This window comes from Acinetobacter sp. SwsAc4 (genome assembly GCF_013391535.1).
Lineage (GTDB): Bacteria > Pseudomonadota > Gammaproteobacteria > Pseudomonadales > Moraxellaceae > Acinetobacter.
Map to the genome: position 1 here is coordinate 26,307 of NZ_JACAXC010000015.1, position 19,504 is coordinate 45,810.

14 protein-coding genes and 1 pseudogene are annotated in these 19,504 nt (G+C 39.8%); 11 read left to right on the plus strand and 4 right to left on the minus strand.

The genetic code is table 11. The annotated features are described in order from the left end of the window. The first annotated feature begins 14 nt into the window (after window positions 1-14). Together rng and HYG88_RS08875 are read left to right on the plus strand one after the other, a co-directional pair. Window positions 15-1,469: a ribonuclease G gene (rng, locus tag HYG88_RS08870; protein ID WP_178882943.1), complete on the plus strand. Its 1,455-nt coding sequence runs from the start codon at window positions 15-17 to the stop codon at window positions 1,467-1,469. 134 nt (window positions 1,470-1,603) lie between these two features. Then, a complete protein-coding gene (locus HYG88_RS08875; RefSeq protein WP_178882944.1) occupies window positions 1,604-1,777 on the plus strand; it encodes a PA1571 family protein in 174 nt (57 codons plus the stop codon). A gap of 40 nt (window positions 1,778-1,817) precedes the next feature. Here HYG88_RS08875 and HYG88_RS08880 read toward each other — a convergent pair whose 3' ends face one another. Both HYG88_RS08880 and HYG88_RS08885 read right to left on the minus strand, forming a co-directional pair. Beyond that, a complete protein-coding gene (locus HYG88_RS08880; protein WP_178882945.1) occupies window positions 1,818-3,203 on the minus strand; it encodes a wax ester/triacylglycerol synthase family O-acyltransferase in 1,386 nt (461 codons plus the stop codon). A 182-nt stretch (window positions 3,204-3,385) separates the two neighbouring features. Beyond that, the gene (locus tag HYG88_RS08885; RefSeq protein WP_178882946.1) at window positions 3,386-4,117 is read right to left on the minus strand and encodes a phosphoadenylyl-sulfate reductase; all 732 of its coding nucleotides are present in this window, start codon (window positions 4,115-4,117) and stop codon (window positions 3,386-3,388) included. Between the two features lie 171 nt (window positions 4,118-4,288). On the opposite strand from HYG88_RS08885, the gene thrH reads away from it, so the two are divergent. Continuing rightward, window positions 4,289-4,906 (plus strand): bifunctional phosphoserine phosphatase/homoserine phosphotransferase ThrH, encoded by a 618-nt coding sequence (gene thrH, locus HYG88_RS08890; protein ID WP_087539762.1) that lies wholly within the window; start codon window positions 4,289-4,291, stop codon window positions 4,904-4,906. 90 nt (window positions 4,907-4,996) lie between these two features. Here thrH and HYG88_RS08895 read toward each other — a convergent pair whose 3' ends face one another. Further along, a complete protein-coding gene (locus HYG88_RS08895) occupies window positions 4,997-6,295 on the minus strand; it encodes an OmpP1/FadL family transporter (RefSeq protein ID WP_151738724.1) in 1,299 nt (432 codons plus the stop codon). Between the two features lie 487 nt (window positions 6,296-6,782). Here HYG88_RS08895 and kdpA point away from each other — a divergent pair, with 487 nt between their 5' ends. The 5 genes from kdpA to HYG88_RS08920 are packed head-to-tail and all read left to right on the plus strand — an operon-like array spanning window position 6,783 to window position 14,531. Then, window positions 6,783-8,480 carry a potassium-transporting ATPase subunit KdpA gene (gene kdpA, locus HYG88_RS08900; RefSeq protein WP_218647862.1) on the plus strand — a complete coding sequence of 566 codons (1,698 nt, stop codon included), beginning with the start codon at window positions 6,783-6,785 and terminating at the stop codon, window positions 8,478-8,480. A gap of 16 nt (window positions 8,481-8,496) precedes the next feature. Further along, the gene (gene kdpB / locus HYG88_RS08905; RefSeq protein WP_178882948.1) at window positions 8,497-10,509 is read left to right on the plus strand and encodes a potassium-transporting ATPase subunit KdpB; all 2,013 of its coding nucleotides are present in this window, start codon (window positions 8,497-8,499) and stop codon (window positions 10,507-10,509) included. 9 nt (window positions 10,510-10,518) lie between these two features. After that, window positions 10,519-11,154 (plus strand): potassium-transporting ATPase subunit KdpC, encoded by a 636-nt coding sequence (gene kdpC / locus HYG88_RS08910; RefSeq protein ID WP_087543241.1) that lies wholly within the window; start codon window positions 10,519-10,521, stop codon window positions 11,152-11,154. Between the two features lie 12 nt (window positions 11,155-11,166). Continuing rightward, entirely contained in the window at window positions 11,167-13,815 is a 2,649-nt protein-coding gene (locus HYG88_RS08915; RefSeq protein WP_178882949.1) for a sensor histidine kinase KdpD, read from the plus strand. 11 nt (window positions 13,816-13,826) lie between these two features. Continuing rightward, complete coding sequence (locus tag HYG88_RS08920) at window positions 13,827-14,531, plus strand: response regulator (protein WP_178882950.1); 705 nt, start codon at window positions 13,827-13,829, stop codon at window positions 14,529-14,531. 53 nt (window positions 14,532-14,584) lie between these two features. On the opposite strand, the gene HYG88_RS08925 is transcribed toward HYG88_RS08920, so the two are convergent. Then, window positions 14,585-16,045 (minus strand): coniferyl aldehyde dehydrogenase, encoded by a 1,461-nt coding sequence (locus HYG88_RS08925; protein ID WP_178882951.1) that lies wholly within the window; start codon window positions 16,043-16,045, stop codon window positions 14,585-14,587. Window positions 16,046-16,173: 128 nt separating this feature from the next. Here HYG88_RS08925 and HYG88_RS08930 point away from each other — a divergent pair, with 128 nt between their 5' ends. From HYG88_RS08930 to HYG88_RS08940, 3 genes and pseudogenes are all read left to right on the plus strand, one after another. Continuing rightward, window positions 16,174-17,238: an AraC family transcriptional regulator gene (locus tag HYG88_RS08930; protein ID WP_178882952.1), complete on the plus strand. Its 1,065-nt coding sequence runs from the start codon at window positions 16,174-16,176 to the stop codon at window positions 17,236-17,238. A gap of 111 nt (window positions 17,239-17,349) precedes the next feature. Next, on the plus strand, window positions 17,350-17,913 hold the full coding sequence (locus tag HYG88_RS08935; RefSeq protein WP_034602744.1) for a phosphatase PAP2 family protein: 564 nt from the start codon (window positions 17,350-17,352) through the stop codon (window positions 17,911-17,913). 132 nt (window positions 17,914-18,045) lie between these two features. After that, window positions 18,046-19,458: pseudogene (locus HYG88_RS08940) on the plus strand (glutamine synthetase family protein). The last annotated feature ends 46 nt before the right edge of the window (window positions 19,459-19,504 follow it).

Here is a 19,504-nt window from a genome sequence, read left to right on the forward strand (position 1 = left end):
ATTTTGAGTGGATTATGGCAGAAGAATTGCTAATTAACGTCACACCGATGGAGTGTCGTGTGGCTTTAATTGAAAATGGTACGGTCAATGAATTATTTGTTGAGCGTACTGTAAAACGTGGTTTAGTGGGTAATATTTATAAAGGTAAAGTGGTACGTGTACTGCCGGGTATGCAAGCTGCTTTTGTTGATATTGGATTGTCTCGGACTGCTTTTTTACATATCAATGATATGGTCTGGTCACGTTCGCAACCTACCCCAAATGTTTTTGAGCTTCTGCATCCGGGACAGATGTTGACGGTTCAAGTGATGAAAGACATGTTGGGAACTAAAGGTGCACGTCTAAGCACAGATCTTTCTATCCCATCGCGTTATCTAGTATTAATGCCTTATGGTAATCATATCGGTGTATCACAACGCATTGAATCAGAAGAAGAGCGTGATCGACTTCGTAGCATGATTGAACGCATTCAGACCGAACACAGCTTACCGGGTAGTGTGATCGTTCGCACCGCAGCGGAAGGTGTAGATGAAGCTGCGATTGCACAAGATATGTGTTATTTGAGTAAGCTTTGGGAATATATTCAACGTAAGCAAAAAGAAGTTGCGACACCTGAACTTATTTTTGAAGAATTACCTTTACCGCAACGAATTGTCCGTGATTTAGCCAGTGATGAAACGGCAAAAATTTATGTCGATTCTCGTGAGATTCATGCCAAGTTAAGTGAGTTTGTGCAGGAGTTTGTGCCAACGATTGAAAATCGTCTGATTCACTATCCCGGCGAAAAGCCACTTTTCGATTTGTATAATGTCGAAGAAGATATTCAAAAAGCGTTGCAGACCCGTGTCGCACTTAAGTCAGGCGGCTATCTGATGATAGATCAGACTGAAGCCATGACCACCATTGATGTGAATACAGGCTCTTATGTGGGTGGCCGTAGTTTAGAAGACACGGTATTTAAAACCAATATGGAAGCGACGCAAGTCATTGCGAGACAACTTCGTCTACGTAATTTGGGTGGCATTATCATTATTGATTTTATTGACATGCAAGAGCTTGAGCATCGACAAGAGGTCATGCGTCAGTTTGAACGTATGCTTGAACGTGATCATGCCAAAACAAAAATCACCCAAGTTTCAGAGTTAGGCTTGGTTGAAATGACACGTAAACGTACACGTGAGTCTTTAGAACATTTATTATGTGAGTCATGCCCAACTTGTCAGGGACGTGGATATGTAAAGACAGCAGAGACAGTATGTTACGAGATATTTCGAGAAATTTTGCGCTATGCCCGTGCATTTGATTCCAAGAGTGGCTTTACTGTCGTTGCACATCCAGCAGTGATTGATCGTTTATTAACGGCAGAAGCCCCAGCAGTTGCAGATTTAGAGCATTTCATTAGCAGAGTGATTAAATTCCAAGTTGAAAATTTATATACGCAAGAGCAATACGATATCATTCTGAGCTAAAGTTGTAACAAAATTTCGCTTAATCCTTGTTACAACTGAAATTTTACTTTCTATCATGAATTTTAAATACTAGAACCATAGAATGAGCCATAGGTATCTTGAGTACCTTAGCAAATAATATGAGGTATATAATTATGAATGTGAGCGAAAGATTAGTGAATCATGGTTTTAAGCATGTTTTAGACAGTAATCCAGTCAATATATGTTATATGGTTGATAGCCAAGGTAAAGAGATCCAAATTACTACGGCAATGATCCGTTTAGCCTGCCATCAACTATTACAGCGTTGTCGTACAAGTAAAAAATAAGGGGCGATTTAAAGCCCCTTAATTCTTTTCAGTACGATGCTTAATTTGTAACTTTCTGTTGTGGCTGATCTTGAATCACTTGCTCAAAGCGTTGAATTTCATCTTCTAGATGAACGAGAAGAGTTTGCATTTTTGGCACTGTATTACGACATGCAATCAAACCTACTTCTAACTTATCTAAATAACTTGTCATTGTAATATTTAGTGCTTGGCCATCCATGACGATTGAAGCAGGGTAGAGCGCATCCAATTTTGCGCCATTCCAATATAATGGTTCACGTGGACCTGGTACATTCGAAATCACTAGATTAAATGCCTGACGTTTCGGTAACATTCCTGAAGCGATGTTTAAACCTGCTGGTCCATATACCAATGCACTATAGTTCAGGATTTCATTTGCAGTCATGCGGTTAAAACGCTGCTTTGAATTCTGTACGCTACGGCGAATAATTTCTAAACGTTCAATTGGGTCTGCAATATGAGTGGCTAGGTTTGCCAAAATCATGGTAATACGATTGCTGAAATCAGAATCATCGGTACGCAATGAAGCAGGAACCATCGCAATCAAAGGTTTTTTTGGCAAACTATTTTGATTGATAAGATATTCACGTAATGCACCAGAGCAAACTGCTAGTACTACGTCATTGAGTGTTACACCAAGTGTTTTAGCGATAAGGCGGAAACGTTCCAACTCAAAAGATTGTGCAGCAAAACGGCGAGAAGAACTCACACGTTGGTTTAAGATCGATGGTGGTGCTTGAAATGTTGAGACATAATCAGGGTTTTTCCCGATTTCCTTAAATAAGGTTTGTGAAAGTTCCTGCATCACTTTAGGTGCAACTTCACACTGTGATTTAATTGTATCCAAAACTCCTCTGATTTTACTTGCAGTAGGGGCTTTAGGTGCCTTTAAGCGTTTAGTACGCTTTCCTTCGACACACCATAATGGTACGACATGCTTTTCATTTGGGTCTTTGGAGAGTGATTTTTCGATCAATCGCATTCCTGCAACACCATCCACCATCGCATGGTGAATTTTGAAATACATTGCAAAACGATTGCCTTCAATGCCTTCAATAATGTCGCATGTCCATAGTGGTTTAGCACGGTCAATCAAGGAACTGTGTTGCTGTGAAATATAGACCAATAGTTCACGAATACGCCCTGGATTTGGTAACGCGATATGACGGAAATGATGATCGATATCGAATTCAGGATCTTCACCCCAGAATAATCCTGTCAGTTGATTGTTAAATGGAGGAACCGGAATACTCTTCGATTGACGGATATCTTGAACAAGATCATGCACGAATGTCGGAGATGCATTTTCTGGGATTTCAAATAAAAATAATCCCCCTACATGCATAGGTTGCTGTCTTTTCTCTAGTGAAAGAAAAATAAAATCAATAGGGTGTAATGGGCGCATAGCAGATATAGCCTCTCATTGCATTTTTTATAAGATACTCTTTGAGCTCTTATTAGAATTATTGAACCGTTAAACTAAGTATATACGGTTTGTTCTGGTTAAAATATGACTTTGTACACAGTAGGCAATAAAAATAAAACCACTGATGAATCAGTGGTTTTAGTTATTAATCTCGTGATTTTTTATTTTTTGAGATTGCCCGCATGAAGCCCGCATTCTTTGTGGGTCGCTTCTTCCCACCACCAACGACCTTCACGTTCGTGTTGGTTCGGGAGAACTGCGCGTGTGCATGGCTCACAACCGATGGAAATAAAACCACGTTCATGTAGTGGGTTGTATGGAATTTCCATCATGCGGATATAACTCCACACATCGGCACTTGACCAGTTTGCAAGTGGGTTATATTTAATAAGTTGTTTACCTTCACCTGAGAATCCAACGTCAACTTGAACTATAGGTACATCACTACGTGTAGGGCTTTGATCTTTACGCTGCCCTGTAATCCAACCATCTAAAGTCGCTAATTTTTTGCGTAGAGGTTGTACCTTGCGTACACCGCAGCATTCTTGATGACCATCTTCAAAAAAACCAAATAGCCCTTTTTCATTGACCAATTGTTGCACTGCAGCAGATTCGGGAAAACAAATTTCAATATTGATATTATAGTGTTTACGGACTGTTTCGATGAATTGATAGGTTTCCGCATGCAAACGACCTGTATCCAGACTAAATACACGAAAGGGTTTGCCAAGGCGTGAGGCAATATCAATCAGCACAACATCTTCCGCACCCGAAAATGAAATTGCAATCTCACCTTGCTGGCTAAGTGCGAGTTCTAAAATTTCTCGTGGCGATTTGTCTGCGTATTCAGCAGCGAGCGCATCTACAAGGTCAATAGTAGGAATAACAGTCATGAATGTTCCTGGCGATAGGCTTGGGCACAATTGTAAATGATTCTAAGCAAAGCGGTTGGCCTGCTTGTGGTTTTAATCTTGCAGAATAAAACCGTTTTATTCAACAACAGCGCAAAATTGAAAATGTTAATGGTATGATACAGCAATTTTTAACCAACATTGGAAGCATTCATGGAAATCGTCTGCCTAGATCTTGAAGGGGTTTTGGTTCCAGAAATCTGGATTAATTTTGCAAAGAAAACTGGCATTAAAGAACTCGAGGCAACAACTCGTGATATTCCAGATTATGATGTATTAATGACCCAGCGTTTAAACATCCTTAAACAACATGGTTTGGGTTTAAATGATATTCAAGCGGTCATTGCCGACATGGGGCCATTTGAAGGTGCCAAAGAGTTTGTAGAATGGGTGCGTACTCATTTTCAACTGATTATTTTATCTGATACATTCTATGAGTTTGCCCATCCATTGATGAAGCAGTTAGGTTGGCCGACAATTTTCTGTCATAAACTTGAGACCGATGAAAATGGCATGATTACTGCCTATAAACTGCGTCAACCAGATCAAAAGCGTCAAGCGGTTAAAGCATTACATGGTTTAAACTTTCGGGTAATTGCCGCAGGGGATTCGTATAACGATACTACGATGCTTGGTGAAGCCGACCATGGTTTCTTGTTTGATGCGCCTGCAAATGTTATTGCTGAATTTCCACAGTTTCCACCGTTACATGGCTATGAAGCGTTGAAACAAGCGATTCGTTCAGTATCTCAGCGTAATATTCCAGAATAAAGCTGAGATTTTTCTGTTTTTAACGGTAATAACAGAAAACTGGATAAAACAAAGGGCACATGATGTGCCCTTTGTTTTGATCGGTCAAAATTAGAATTTATAACCCATTTTTAAGCCGTACGCGATTGCATCATTGTTTTTAAAGTCAGCCACATAACCTGGTGTGTTGAACTGAGAGCCTGACTGGCCTTTTGCATCACCTAACCAGAAATATTTCACTCCACCCGCGATGAACGTTGCTGGGGTAGGGCTGTATTGAACACCCAGGCCAAGGTTCCAGTAACCTTCCGTTGGACCAAATGTGGTCACAGGATTACCTGCACCAGAGTCCCAGCCTACAGAGACATTACCCGCCCATTGATCATTTAGTTTACGGCCGATACCTGTATTTATAGACCATTGATCATCAGTATAGGCAACTAAATCAAAACCATTAGGTTTATTAATGGTAGGGCTAGCACCCGCAATATTAGATGCGATACCAAATGCATAAGGGCGGATTGCAAAATCTTTCCAATTTACCCAACGAACATTTGCGAATGCAACAGTGTTCGCCATAATACCTGTTTGAAGGTCTAGATTTACAGATTGTGGTGTTGTGATATCTGTAGAACCTGTAGCATTATTTAAAATCGCTGCGATTGGTCCAGCACCAGCAGATGACTCATCAATATTAACTTTATGTTTAATTTCAGAGCGATATGTAACAGAAGCTTTTAATGCAATATCAGGAATTTGAAAAGCTGCACCAGCTAACCAACCAATATCACCAGTTTCTTTAATGCTGGCATTATAGCCACCAAATGCTGTACTGCCACCGTATGCAAGACCACGAAGTTGAACATCACCTTCAACTGTTTGATAGACAGGGCCAGCATAAAAATTAAAATTTTCAGTTGGTTGGTAGCCAAAAAGCATTGAAATACTTTGTGATTTAACCTCTGCAGAAGTACCTTCTGTGCCATTGTGAAAAGCACCTTGATTACCTAACGGAGCTAATGGGCCTGGTAAGGCAGTAGTTTTTTGAGTACCAGTACTATACTCAACCTCGGCACCAAATGGTTGGTCGTAAATTAAACCAAAAGAGAAGTTATCTGTAACTTGTAGTTTTAGTGCGGCGCTAGGGAAGTAGTAGTCCCCTGTCATTTCTCCTACGCTAGTATTTTGTAATCCAGCTGAACTAGCAGGAAGGGCAGCATTTGGAGTATACCCATTACGTACCTTACCAGAAACGTTTGGATCTAATACAGAAATACCTGCTTCAAAATAGTTACCAGGTTGCAAGAATGCAGAGATTGATTGACCTGAGCGATCTAATGCAGCTGCAAATACTCCAGTTGCAGGTAGCGTCGCTAAGACCATGGCAGTGCTAAGATATTTTAATTTCATTTTAAATCTTTCCTTGAACTTCAAGATTCTTAAGTTTAGAAGCTATGAAATGACATCAAAAAGTCATTCATATTTGATTGGCTATAACTTCATGTAACAAAAATACCATAATTAAAATAAGAGTAAATGTTCTAAATGAACTACTCAGTACGATTGATACCATGAAGTAGGATGAAAATAATGCTATTTATGTTGGTGTATATTTCTATATTTACTGGTAATATAATGAAAAATATAGATTATTAACTGAAAGCTAGCATATTATTTTTTTACATTTTTTCAAAAAAAAATTTTTATAGGGTCAAAGATTTTTTGTAAAAATTAAGAAATTTTTCTCCATAATTTTTTTTAAAGCATTTTTTGGCATTACAGAGAATAGTTTAGGAATAATTTTACGCAAAATTTACGTCTACTGGTTTTTTCAATATAGAGAATTTACGCCCTTCATTTCCATACTAAAGCTGACCTATTTTAAATGGCATTTGCTATGTGGGAATTTATTACTGTATTTGTCTTTTCATTGTTGCTGGCTTATCCGCTCGGACACTATCTTGCGGATGTGATGCAAGTCAAGCCAATGAAAAGTGACCATTTTTTTAAATGGATTGAGCAACCGATTTATGCGCTACTGGGCGTCAAGCGCAGTGGGATGAACTGGCGGCAATATTTAACCGCATTTGTGCTCAGTAATATTTTACTGCTTACTGCAAGTGTCACTATTTTAATGACACAGACATGGCTACCATTGAATCCTGATCATATCCCGAATATGAATTGGGATTTGGCTTTACATACCACCATTTCATTTCTGACCAATACCAACCAGCAGCATTACTCGGGGCAGTCTCAACTCTCTTATCTATCGCAAATGACCGTGATTGTGGGATTGCAATATTTGTCGCCACTTATGGGACTTGCCTTATTAGTCGCAATGTTAAGAGCATTATTTTTACAATCAGCTCAACAACAAGACCTAGATCAAAACAAATGGAATCGTATTAATTTGGGTAACTACTGGATGGATATCATCCGACCACTATTTCGATTTTTCATTCCTTTGGGATTTATTTTTTCTTTACTACTCACTTTTCAAGGTGTGCCATCTACACTTTCTGCTGGTCCAACTGCGCAAGTTTTAGATCGAAGCACTGAAGTTCAGACCCAGCATATTCCTCTTGGACCTGTTGCACCGATGGTGGCGATCAAGCAATTAGGCAGTAATGGTGGTGGTTGGTATGGTCCAAACAGTAGTGTGCCTTTAGAAAATCCAACGCCATTATCGAATGTGCTGGAGATGATTGCGATTTTACTGATTCCACTTTCTGCGGTGTTTATGGTTGGACGTTTTATTCAACGTAAAAAACTGATGTGGATGATTTTTGGCAGCATGTTGCTGATGTCTCTTTCTTCAACGCTATTGACCCTGTGGGCTGAAAAATCTTCGCTCACTCCAAATACTGCTTTGATGGAAGGGAAGGAAATGCGTTTCGGTGCTGAAGCATCGGCATTGTGGGGAAGCTTGACCACACAAGTCAATAACGGCTCAGTCAATATGATGCATGACTCTGCCTCACCCCTCACGGGATTGGTTGAACTGTGCAATATGTTGATCAATGCCATTTGGGGCGGCATAGGGTGTGGGCTATTACAGTTCTTCATTTATCTGTTTTTAGCGGTATTTATCGCAGGCTTGATGACTGGGCGTACCCCTGAATTGTTTGGTCGAAAAATTGAAGTCACTGAAATTAAGTTATTAGCACTGGTGATTCTTTTACAACCTGTGGTGATTCTTGGTTTGACTGCGATTGCTATTGCATTCCCATCCATGACAGGGAATTCCAATCTCGCATTTCACGGCATTAGCCAAGTGTTTTATGAGTATGTCTCCGCCTATGCCAACAATGGTTCGGGTTTTGAAGGTTTAGGTGATAGCACGCTTTGGTGGAACCTAAGTGCCAGTGTTGCTTTATTGGCAGGGCGTTATAGCGTGTTGATCATTCCAGTTTTAATTGCAGTCAGTTTAGCAACCAAACCGCAAGCAGCCGAAAGCAAAGGTTCTTTACAGATCGAATCTCCAACCTTTGCCCTGACTTTAATCGGGATCGTGCTGATCCTCACCTTGTTGCAATTTATGCCTGTGTTGGTGATTGGGCCAATTGCTGACTATTTGTCGATAAAAGTTTAAGCGTGGAGCAAGCACAATGAAACATTCAACTGCGACACAACAGATGGATATTTTGAATAAAGAAATTATTCAGCAAACTTTCCATAAATTGCTGCCTCAACATGCGTTTAAAAATCCAGTGATGGCATGTGTGTGGGTGGGAACGGTTTTAACCCTTCTTGCCACTTTGATGGGAAATGCCAGTTTGGGTTTTGGTTTAGCCCTCAGTTTGATTTTATTGGTCACGGTCTTATTTGCCAATTATGCCGAGGCGGTTGCTGAAGCTAAGGGACGTGGACAAGCTGCATCTTTACGTCAGGCACGTGAAAACTTAACCGCAAATCGAATTGCCGACCTGAATGCCGTACCGACAGTGATTTCTGCAAACCTACTCAAAAAAGATGATCTTGTCGTTGTCAAAGCAGGTGAAATTGTTCCTGCGGATGGTGAAATTATTCAGGGTTTTGCCACGATCAATGAATCAGCGGTTACAGGTGAATCTGCGCCCGTACTGCGTGAAGCCAATACTGACCGTTCAGGTGTGATTGGCGGCACTAAGGTTTTGTCAGATGAAATTATTATTCGAGTCAGTAATGAAGCAGGGCATAGCTTCTTGGACCGTATGATTGCCTTGGTGGAAGGTGCCAACCGTCAAAAGACACCAAATGAGATCGCATTGAGTATCTTACTCAATATTATGACCATCACCTTTATTGTGGTGGTGCTGACTTTACCTGTTATGGGATCAATGGTGGGAATCAAAATCAGTATGGTCTTACTGATTGCACTATTGGTCTGTTTGATTCCAACTACGATTGGCGGCTTACTGCCTGCGATCGGGATTGCGGGAATGAATCGTGCTTTAAAAGCCAATGTCTTAGCAAAATCAGGGAAAGCGGTTGAAGTTGCAGGTGATATTGATGTGTTGCTGTTGGATAAAACAGGCACGATCACCTATGGCGACCGTCAAGCCACTGCTTTTTATCCATTGGCTGGCGTAAGTGCAAGTGAATTACGTCAAGCAGCAATGTTGACCTCTTTTGCTGACCCAACGCCTGAAGGGAAGTCGGTCATCAGCCTTGGCAAAGAATTAGGTGAAAGTATCCAAGAGCCGAAAGATGTTGAGTTCATTCAATTTAGTGCATCAACACGTCTCTCTGGAGTGAATCTCGCCACTGGGCAAACCATTCGTAAAGGTGCAGTAGATGCTATTCTTAACTTTACCAACCAAGAAATCAAAGACAACATTGAGCTTAAAACCCGTGTGGAACAAGTCGCTTCTAAAGGTGCGACACCATTGGTAGTGGCTTCGAATCACAATATTTTAGGTGTGATTGAACTTTCGGATGTGATCAAACAAGGCATTAAAGAACGCTTTGCACTGTTACGTGAAATGGGCATCAAAACCATTATGGTCACGGGAGATAATCCATTAACTGCGGCTGCGATTGCTGCCGAAGCAGGGGTGGATGACTATATTGCAGAAGCGAGACCTGAGGATAAATTGGCTTGTATTCGTAACGAACAAGCAGCAGGAAAATTAGTCGCAATGGTGGGTGATGGTACCAATGATGCACCAGCCTTGGCACAGGCAGATATTGGTTTAGCTATGAACTCAGGTACTCAAGCAGCCAAAGAAGCGGGCAATATGGTGGATTTAGATTCTGATCCGACCAAATTGCTAGATGTGGTCGAAATTGGTAAGCAGCAATTGATTACTCGTGGAGCATTAACCACTTTTTCTTTGGCAAATGATGTATCTAAGTACTTTGTCATTTTACCTGCATTGTTTGCGGTAGCGATTCCACAACTTGGTGTTTTGAATATTTTGCAATTGAGTAGTCCAAGCAGTGCGGTGATTTCCGCTTTGATCTTTAATGCCTTGATTATTCCAATGCTGATTCCATTGGCACTCAAAGGTGTTCAATTCAAACCTGCCAGTGCATTGCAATTGCTACGCCGTAATATGCTGATTTACGGTGTAGGTGGTGTGATCTTTCCGTTTATTGTGATCAAGCTGATTGACCTTGTTGTGTCCTTGTGGATTTAGGAGTTGGAAATGAATACTTTATTGAAGCATGAACAATTGAATCAACAGAATCTCCAATTATCGAATCCTGTCCATTCAGTTTTACGCCCAAGCCTCGGTTTGATTGTGGTTGGTTTTTTCATTGCAGGCATGTTGTACGCTACAGCAAGTGTCTCGATTGCGCAGTTGATCTTTCCCAAACAAGCCAATGGCAGTGTCATTGAACTGAATGGTAAAGTAGTGGGGTCAAGTTTGGTAGGGCAAAACTTTGTTAGTGAACAATATTTCCATGGACGACCAAGTGCGGTAAGTTACAATGTCGATGGTATGGCAGGCAGTAATTTGGCAATCTCTAATCCTGATTTGCAAAAACAAATTAAAGAGCGAACAGTACAATTTGCCCAAAATAATCAGATTACTAAGCAACACGTGCCGAACGAGATGGTAACTGCATCAGGTAGTGGGATTGATCCTGATATTTCACCTGAGAGTGCATTGTTACAGGTGAAGCGAGTGGCGCAACAACGTCATTTGCCTGAGCAGCAAGTTCGTGATTTGGTACAACAACAAACTCAGCCTGCACAATTCGGCATATATGGGCAAGCCCGAGTGAATGTGTTACAGCTAAATTTGGCCTTAGATCAATTGTCATCGACCACACGTTGATAGAGCGTAATTATGCAGATCGACCGTAATAACAAAGCAGATGCATGGTTGGCACATAGTCAACGTGAACAATCTGGACGTTTGACCATTTTCTTGGGTGCAGCACCTGGGGTGGGGAAAACCTATGCCATGCTGACCCGAGCGCATGAATTGATGCAACAAGGGCAGCATGTGGTGGTTGGCGTGGTGGAAACCCACGGTCGATCTGACACCGAAGCTTTGATTCAAGGGCTGAATGTTATTCCAAGAAAGTCTGTGGAATATCAGGGGCGAATGTTGGAAGAGATGGATCTCGACCAAATTCTTAAATTAAAGCCTCAAATTGTGCTTGTTGATGAATTGGCCCATCGTAATGTACCCAATAGTCGGCATGAATATCGTTGGCAAGATGTCAATGAGTTGTTGGATGCAGGCATTGATGTCTATAGCACCTTAAATATTCAGCATTTGGAAAGTCTGAATGATGTAGTTTTTCAAATTACGGGGATTCGGGTAACTGAAACTGTCCCCGATGCATTACTGAAACGTTTGAAAGATATTCGACTGGTTGATTTACCTGTTCCCGAACTATTAGAACGGATGAATCATGGCAAGATTTATTTCGCCGATGTTGCACCCCATGCATTACAAGGTTTTTTTAAAGCTGCGAATTTGACGGCGTTACGTGATCTGGCAATTCAAACTGTTGCAGGGCAGGTCGATATTGATTATCGAGAAAAATTTGTTGCGCAAGGGCAGATTATTCCGATTCAAAATCATGTGATGTTGGCGATAGATGGTTCTGAATTCTCTGAAGATTTGGTACGCCGTGCGCATCGGATTGCGGAAAGGCGCAATGCAACGTGGAGTGTCATTTCGATTCAAAAAAGTAAGGTTGAAACGACCCAAGCCTTTGCAGTGACGAAGGCTTTCAATCTAGCGCGTAAGCTCGGTGCAGATACCTATTTGCTGTATAGCAATCATATTGCATCGACCATTTTACAAGCTGCTTATGATTATGGTGCATCTAATATTTTGCTTGGCAAAAGTCCTCAAAAATCGCTATGGCAACGCTTATTTTCAGATCATATTGCCGATCAACTGTTAGAGAAACAGCATCCTTTTGAAATCACCTTTGTTCAGCCTTTAAAAGCCAAAAATAATGAAAAGCATTTGCAGAAAGATGTGGCGCATTCATCTTGGCTGGAACAAGGCTTGGCGTTTAATCAACGTGAAGTTTTTGAAAGTATTATCATTGTATTGCTAGGATTGATTGTGGCTGCAATCAGTGATCATTTTATTGGGTATAATGATTTAGCCTTAATTTTTATTGTGACCGTATTACTGGTTGCGATACGCGCACGCATGTTGATTACAATTATCAGCGTATTCATTTGTTTTCTACTCTACAACTACTTTTTTATCGAACCTCGCTTTACCTTTATGATCAGTGCTGAACGCGGCGTGATTACCATTATCACGTTCATTATTTCAGCCTTACTGGTCGGGCGTTTAGCCAACCAATTACGTGCTCAGGTGTTGAGTTTACGCGCAGCAAATTCAGTCTCGTTACAATTACAAGAATTAGAGCGCAAGCTATCGACCTGTGTAGATATTGAACAGGTGTTAAATGTCGCCAAACAACATTTAGAAACTTCATTAAATGCCACGGTCTGGTTAAAAGTTGAAAATCAGTCCTTAGGTGATCCATCCGTCTTAAATGAAAAAGATCAAATTGCCGCAGATTGGACGCAAAAGAATGCGAAACCCTGTGGACGTTTTACCAATACCCTGACCAATTCTGAATGGTGGTTCATTCCGCTGAATTTAGTTAAAGAATATGGCGTGATTGCAATTCGGTTTCATCTAAACGCTCAAAGCATTAGTTTTGAATTGCAACGTTTAACTGAGTTGATGATTGAAGATATTGCGCAAACTGTTGCCCGGGTTCAGCTCTCTTTACAGTTAGAAAATTCTAGAGTAGTGGCTGAAACGGAAAAGCTGCGTTCAGCTTTGCTTTCTTCGGTATCGCATGATTTACGTTCGCCGTTGGCGGCAATGATTGGCTCAGCAGACACGCTTAAATATTATGGCGAGCAAATGCCTGAGACAGATCGGCATGAATTATTAGATACCATTCACATTGAGGGGGAACGACTCGATCGTTATATTCAAAACCTGTTGGATATGACGCGATTAGGTCATCAAGGTTTGACTTTAAGTCGTGCTTGCATTGGTGTAAATGAGCTGATTGGCTCGGCAACGCAACGACTGAAACGTTATCAGCCTGAGGTGAAAATCGAAGTTGCTTTGGCCGAAGAACTTCCGCAATTGTATGTGCATCCTGCTTTGATTGAACAAGCCATTTTTAATGTTTTGGAAAATGCAGCCAAGTTCTCACCAGAGAATGTTCCGATTGAAATAAAGATTCAGCAAGAGCAACAATTTCTGCAAATTGACATTATCGACCAAGGAATTGGCATTCCCGAAGAGGAACGCCAGCAAATCTTTGATATGTTCTACACCATGCAACGCGGTGATCGAGGAAAAACGGGGACAGGTTTAGGACTGGCGATTGTCAAAGCCATTATTGGCGCTCATATGGGTAGTATTGAAGCTTTTGCTGGAACAGATGGTCAAGGCACCTTAATTCGCATACGATTACCGTTACATCAGGATTAAAATTATTATTTATGCCGCAAACAACCCATCCAAATGCATCAATTCTGATTATTGATGATGAACCTCAAATTCGAAAATTTTTAGACATTGCTTTACGTGCACAAGGTTATCAGGTGCATGTTGCTGAAAATGGCATGCAAGGCTTAGAAATTTTGGCAACCCGTGGTGCGGATTTACTGATTTTAGATTTGGGTTTGCCAGATATGGAAGGACAGCAGGTGTTGACTGAGATGAGGCAATGGTCAGATATTCCTGTGATTGTGCTATCTGCCCGTCCTGATGAAAATCAAAAAATTAAATTGCTCGATGCAGGTGCGAATGATTATGTGACCAAACCGTTTAGCATTCAGGAATTGTGTGCCCGTATTCGAGTGATGTTTCGTAACAAACCACAACAGTCTGAACAGAACATTGTATTTGATGATGGTCAATTATCTGTGGATGTGGCTGAACATGTGGTGACATTTGCTCAGGAAGAAATTGTTCTTACCAAAAAAGAATTTCAACTGTTAGCACTACTGATTCGCCATCAGGGGAAGATTGTTACGCAAAAGCAAATTATGACCGAGTTATGGGGTATTAGCCATGAAGAAGATACCCATTATCTTCGAATCTTGGTGAAAAAACTCCGCAGCAAAATTGGAGATTCTGCGGTCACTCCAAAATATATTTTTACTATTGCAGGCGTGGGATTGCGTTTTCAAGGACAATCCTAAATTGAAAAATAAAAAGAGAGTTTGCAAAACTCTCTTTTTGACGAATAAACGATTTATTTTAAGTTTGGATCGCCTTTTTTCAAGAAGAAACTCAAAGCAAGTTTTTGCACCCAAGTGCCATAAGGTGGATAGAATAATTGCGTTGGGAAGAAGCGATGACGAGCAAAAACTGTTTTCGCATGTGATAGCTCACGGAAGCCTTCTTCACCGTGATAAGTCCCCATACCAGAGTTACCAATACCACCAAATGGTGCATCATGGTTGACCACATGCCAACCCCAATCATTCATTGTGACACCACCTGAATGAGTTTTTTTTAAGATGTGGTCACGTTCAGTTGAATCATGTGTGAAACAATAGAGTGCTAGAGGTCGTTCACCTGCTTTGATATAGGCGATCGCGTCATCAACCTTATCGTAAGCAACTACGGGCAATACTGGGCCAAACAGCTCTTCTTTGAGAATACGCATGTCGGGTGTGCAATTCAGCACAATATGTACAGGCATACGACGTGCATCTTTATCACGATCATATTCGGCACAGGCAATAATTTGAGCACCTTTGGCTTTGGCATCGTCTAGGATTTCTAATAAACGTTTGAAATGGCGATCATTGACGATAGAGGTGTAGTTAGAATTATTGCTGATGTTACTGCCATACATTGCCGTAAAATTCTTTTTACATTCTTCTGCAAACTGATTCACTTGTTCTTTCGGCACAAGCGCATAGTCAGGTGCAACACAGATTTGCCCACAGTTGGTTGCCTTACCATGCAATACGCGTTTAGCTGCATCGGCTAAGGGATAATGACGGCTGACAAGCGCAGGGGATTTACCGCCTAATTCTAATGTGACAGGCGTTAGGTTTTCTGCTGCTGCACGCATTACCACTCGACCAATTGCAGGTGAACCTGTAAACACAATATGGTTAAAAGGGAGTGATGTGAATTGTGCAGGATCAAGAATTTCTTCACCGAAAATACAAACTTCATCTTCAGTAAAAACTTCAGCCAGCATGCGTCTCAGTACTGCATTGGTTGCAGGCGTAATCTCGGGCAGTTTAATCATGACTCGATTGCCCGCAGCGATTGCCGCAACCAATGGGCCAAGTGCTAAATAAACAGGGAAGTTCCACGGCACAATCACGCCGACCACACCTTTCGGTTGATATTGGACAGCCAGACGGTTTGATAAAAACAGTAATTCAGTACGGCGTTTACTTGGACGCATCCATTTACGTAAATGTCGAATGGCATGTTCTGCTTCCAAAACTGAGCCTAATAAATCCAATAATTTTGATTCATCTACCGATCGAGAACTAAAGTCGCTATTGATGGCAGCAGCGATAACATCTTGGTAACGAATAATTTGTTTTTTAAGTTTGAATAATTTTGTACGTCGAGCATCGAGATCAGGATATGGATGCGCATCAAAAGCAGCACGTTGTTGGGCGAATACCAAGCGCATATGTTTAGTTGCCGAGTCGCTAAATTCCTGCGAATGAGAAAGTGTCATTGTTGCTCCTTCCATGCTTATTGGTAGAAATAGACTTTATGATTGATTGAATTTTTAGTCGATGTTAAATTGAGACAACAAAAAGTAATTTAGTGCCATTATCTACTGATCGAATGGATAAAGTAAAAATGCCTAAACAGAATATTGAGCAAAATATTTATATTGAAGCTGGTTATGATCATACGCTATTCGGTCAAGGCACGCCTATACTTGGTTTAAGCAGTTTGTTTGATGAAATGCAAAAACAAGGATATTCCATCGCTCAGATGTTGGACGGTACGGGTATTGCGCATGATGCGCTGACAAGTGCGACCACAACAATATCTCAATATCAAAAGTTGAAGCTATTTCAAAATATCCAATCTTTGTCTAAAGATCCATTGATCGGGCTTAGGGCAGGGCAAAAACAAAAAAAATCAGATTTTGGGGTGTACGGTTATGCACTGTACTCCTCTCGTAACTTTCAACAAGCCGTCGAACTTGGTATTCGACATATCAAACTAGCCAGTCCTGTACTGCAAAAATCATTTTATATACAAAATGATACTGCAATTTTTGAAGCTAAAGAAATTATTGCTTTAGGACATTTATTACCATTAATTTGCGAGTTTTGGTTTAGTTCAATGCAGACCTTAATTCAGTGTGTACTCGAAGTGCCATTTCAAGCTAAAAGGTTATTGCTGCCTTATCCTGCCCCTGAATATGCATATGAATACCAAAAGGTGTTTGGTTGTGTTGTGGAATTCGATGCAGAGGTGATGCAATGGCATTTCGATTTAGCATGGTTAGATGCGCCTTGTCCAAATGCAAACCCGATTACTGCGGATATGTGCCAATCTTTTTGTGAACGGATGTTGGGAGATGAAAATGATGAGGAATCTGAACTGATCAAAACGATTCGTCTTATTTTTTTGGACAGTGTTGGGAATTTTCCAACTGCTCAACAGATGGCAGATCAATTAAATGTATCTAAAAGAACTTTATATCGCCGTTTAGCCGATCTGAACGTGAGTTACCAGGAAATATTGGATAGTACGCGAACACGTCTTGCCGATGAGTATCTAGCCGCGACAACACTGAGTATGGACGAAATTGCCGAAAGACTTGGTTTTTCAGATACTTCAAACTTTAGGAAAGCTTATCGCCATTGGACAGGAATTTCGCCTAATCAATATCGTAAAAAGTTTGCTTAGTTTGGTGTAAAGTGCGGCATATGATTTCAAAAAAAGAATTTTGACTACTACATTAATAATTCTTTCATGATCAGCTTATATATTGCGACGAGTTAATTTAATAAAGATGCAATGATCTTCGAAAGCTTAAACATGTATTTGTTTGATTGTATCAACTCGATTGCAACTCAAAGTCCTGTTTTAGATAGAATTGCCATATTCACGGCACATGATTTAAATACAGTTTTTATATGTTTTCTCTTATTTTTATTGATTTACAAATGGAAAATCTATAACTATTTATTCGCTAAAACACTTTTAATTGTATTGCTTTCTTTGATCCTGAGTGATTTGGCTGAAGTTTTCTACCATCATCCACGTCCGTTTGAAATAGGACTAGGTCATCAACTTATTGGGCATGGTCCAAGTTCATCATTTCCCAGTCAGCATACCTTAACCATTGCAATTATTGCTTTTTCATATTGGTTAGCAGGCTTTAAGAAGATTGGTATATTCGGTATTTTTGCTGGTATGGTCGTTGGTTTATCAAGGATTTATGTTGGGGTTCATTTTCCATTTGATATCATTGGATCTTTTATGATTGGTTTGATGTTGGTTGTATCTGTCAATTATATCGTGAAGGAATTGACTGTTAGAATTCGTAAAATTACATCGGTCAGTGCTTATGATGTCTAACAAAATGCTAAATGGTTATTTGAATTTTACGATAAATTTATACTGAGCTGAGATAAGTTTATATTATCTTAACGTTACATATTTATAAGCATAAATTATTCTATTCGTAACAATATGAACTTGGTTTAATTTATGAATGCTGTCTTTGTAGAATTGAATCAGCTATTAAATTCTAATAATGTGATTAATTAATCAAATGAGCAAAAATCTGAAAGTATTCTGCTCGATAAGGGATTATTTTTACAGGAAGTAGATCATTATTTAGAAAAGTATCCGAATACACAACATATTGATATTTATTTGTATGATTTGAATGGACATCTACGAGGTAAAAGAATTGATGTCAAATGCTTAACACAATTGGTGAAAGCATGTTATTTACCTATTTCTATTTATGCGATGAGTCTAAATGGAAATGTGATAGAAGAAACAGGATTGGGTAAATTTATTGGTGAACCAGATCATTTGTGTCAGCCTATCCTAGGTTCATTGCAACCTTGCGCCATTGAGCCTGAAACTAATGCTCAATTGTTATTGACGATGAAAGATGATCGCCATCAAGAATGTTTAATTGAACCTCGTAATATTTTAAAAAGAATACTCCAACAATTACATGAAAAAAATTATCACCCTTGTATTGCTGCAGAAATAGAATTTTATTTGCAGCCCTTGAATGGGGAACAGGAAGTTCAAGAATTAATAACTCAATGTTTTGATATTCATCTCTCTGATACACATCAACAAATTTTAGATGAGATTGAAGCTATCGCTAAACTACAGAATATTATAATTACAGGAATTATTTCTGAAGCATCTTTGGGGCAATATGAGCTTAATCTGCAACACACATGTGATCTTTTAAAGTTATGTGATCAGATTATGTTGTTAAAACGAACCATTAAACAAATTGCACATAAACACGGATTTCGTGCAAATTTTCTAGCAAAGCCAGATTTGTTAAAAGCGGGCAGTGGCATGCATTTTCATATGAGTTTGTGTGATCACGATCAAAACAATATTTTTAGTCCTCGGAAAGATGAGTTATCTCAAGATCTCTTAAAAGTCATCAGTGGTTTGTTATGGTTAATGCCAAGTTCGATGGCAATTTTGGCACCCAATTTAAACTCTTTTAGACGCTTTAAAACAGGTCATCATGTTCCCTTAGAGGCGAGTTGGGGGCTGAATAACCGTAATGTCGCTATTCGAATACCGTGCTCTGATCAAGAAAATCAAAGATTGGAATACCGTGTGGCAGGAGCAGATTGTAATCCTTATCTTAGCATTGCCATGATTTTGATTGGCACACTTTATGGTTTAACACACCAGTTAGAAGTGCCGAAACAAATCAATCAACTTACGTTTAAATCTAAACATTATTTATTGCCAATTGAGCAAATTGAAGCTTTAAAATTGTTTAAAAATAACAAGATACTTACAGAATATTTAGGTAAAGAATTTATGGAATTATGGTGCACAGTAAAACAAGCAGAATATCAAAGCGTTTATCGTCAAATCACATCAATTGAAAAGTCTTGGGATATTTAGGCGCATCTATTGTTTTATCTAGCCTTGATTTAGCAAATAACTGCTT

Bases quoted from the DNA above. Each gene is read 5' to 3' on its own strand.
- rng (WP_178882943.1), top strand. From the start codon at position 15: ATGGCAGAAGAATTGCTAATTAACGTCACACCGATGGAGTGTCGTGTG.
- HYG88_RS08875 (WP_178882944.1), top strand. From the start codon at position 1,604: ATGAATGTGAGCGAAAGATTAGTGAATCATGGTTTTAAGCATGTTTTA.
- HYG88_RS08880 (WP_178882945.1), bottom strand. From the start codon at position 3,203: ATGCGCCCATTACACCCTATTGATTTTATTTTTCTTTCACTAGAGAAA.
- HYG88_RS08885 (WP_178882946.1), bottom strand. From the start codon at position 4,117: ATGACTGTTATTCCTACTATTGACCTTGTAGATGCGCTCGCTGCTGAA.
- thrH (WP_087539762.1), top strand. From the start codon at position 4,289: ATGGAAATCGTCTGCCTAGATCTTGAAGGGGTTTTGGTTCCAGAAATC.
- HYG88_RS08895 (WP_151738724.1), bottom strand. From the start codon at position 6,295: ATGAAATTAAAATATCTTAGCACTGCCATGGTCTTAGCGACGCTACCT.
- kdpA (WP_218647862.1), top strand. From the start codon at position 6,783: ATGTGGGAATTTATTACTGTATTTGTCTTTTCATTGTTGCTGGCTTAT.
- kdpB (WP_178882948.1), top strand. From the start codon at position 8,497: ATGAAACATTCAACTGCGACACAACAGATGGATATTTTGAATAAAGAA.
- kdpC (WP_087543241.1), top strand. From the start codon at position 10,519: ATGAATACTTTATTGAAGCATGAACAATTGAATCAACAGAATCTCCAA.
- HYG88_RS08915 (WP_178882949.1), top strand. From the start codon at position 11,167: ATGCAGATCGACCGTAATAACAAAGCAGATGCATGGTTGGCACATAGT.
- HYG88_RS08920 (WP_178882950.1), top strand. From the start codon at position 13,827: ATGCCGCAAACAACCCATCCAAATGCATCAATTCTGATTATTGATGAT.
- HYG88_RS08925 (WP_178882951.1), bottom strand. From the start codon at position 16,045: ATGACACTTTCTCATTCGCAGGAATTTAGCGACTCGGCAACTAAACAT.
- HYG88_RS08930 (WP_178882952.1), top strand. From the start codon at position 16,174: ATGCCTAAACAGAATATTGAGCAAAATATTTATATTGAAGCTGGTTAT.
- HYG88_RS08935 (WP_034602744.1), top strand. From the start codon at position 17,350: ATGATCTTCGAAAGCTTAAACATGTATTTGTTTGATTGTATCAACTCG.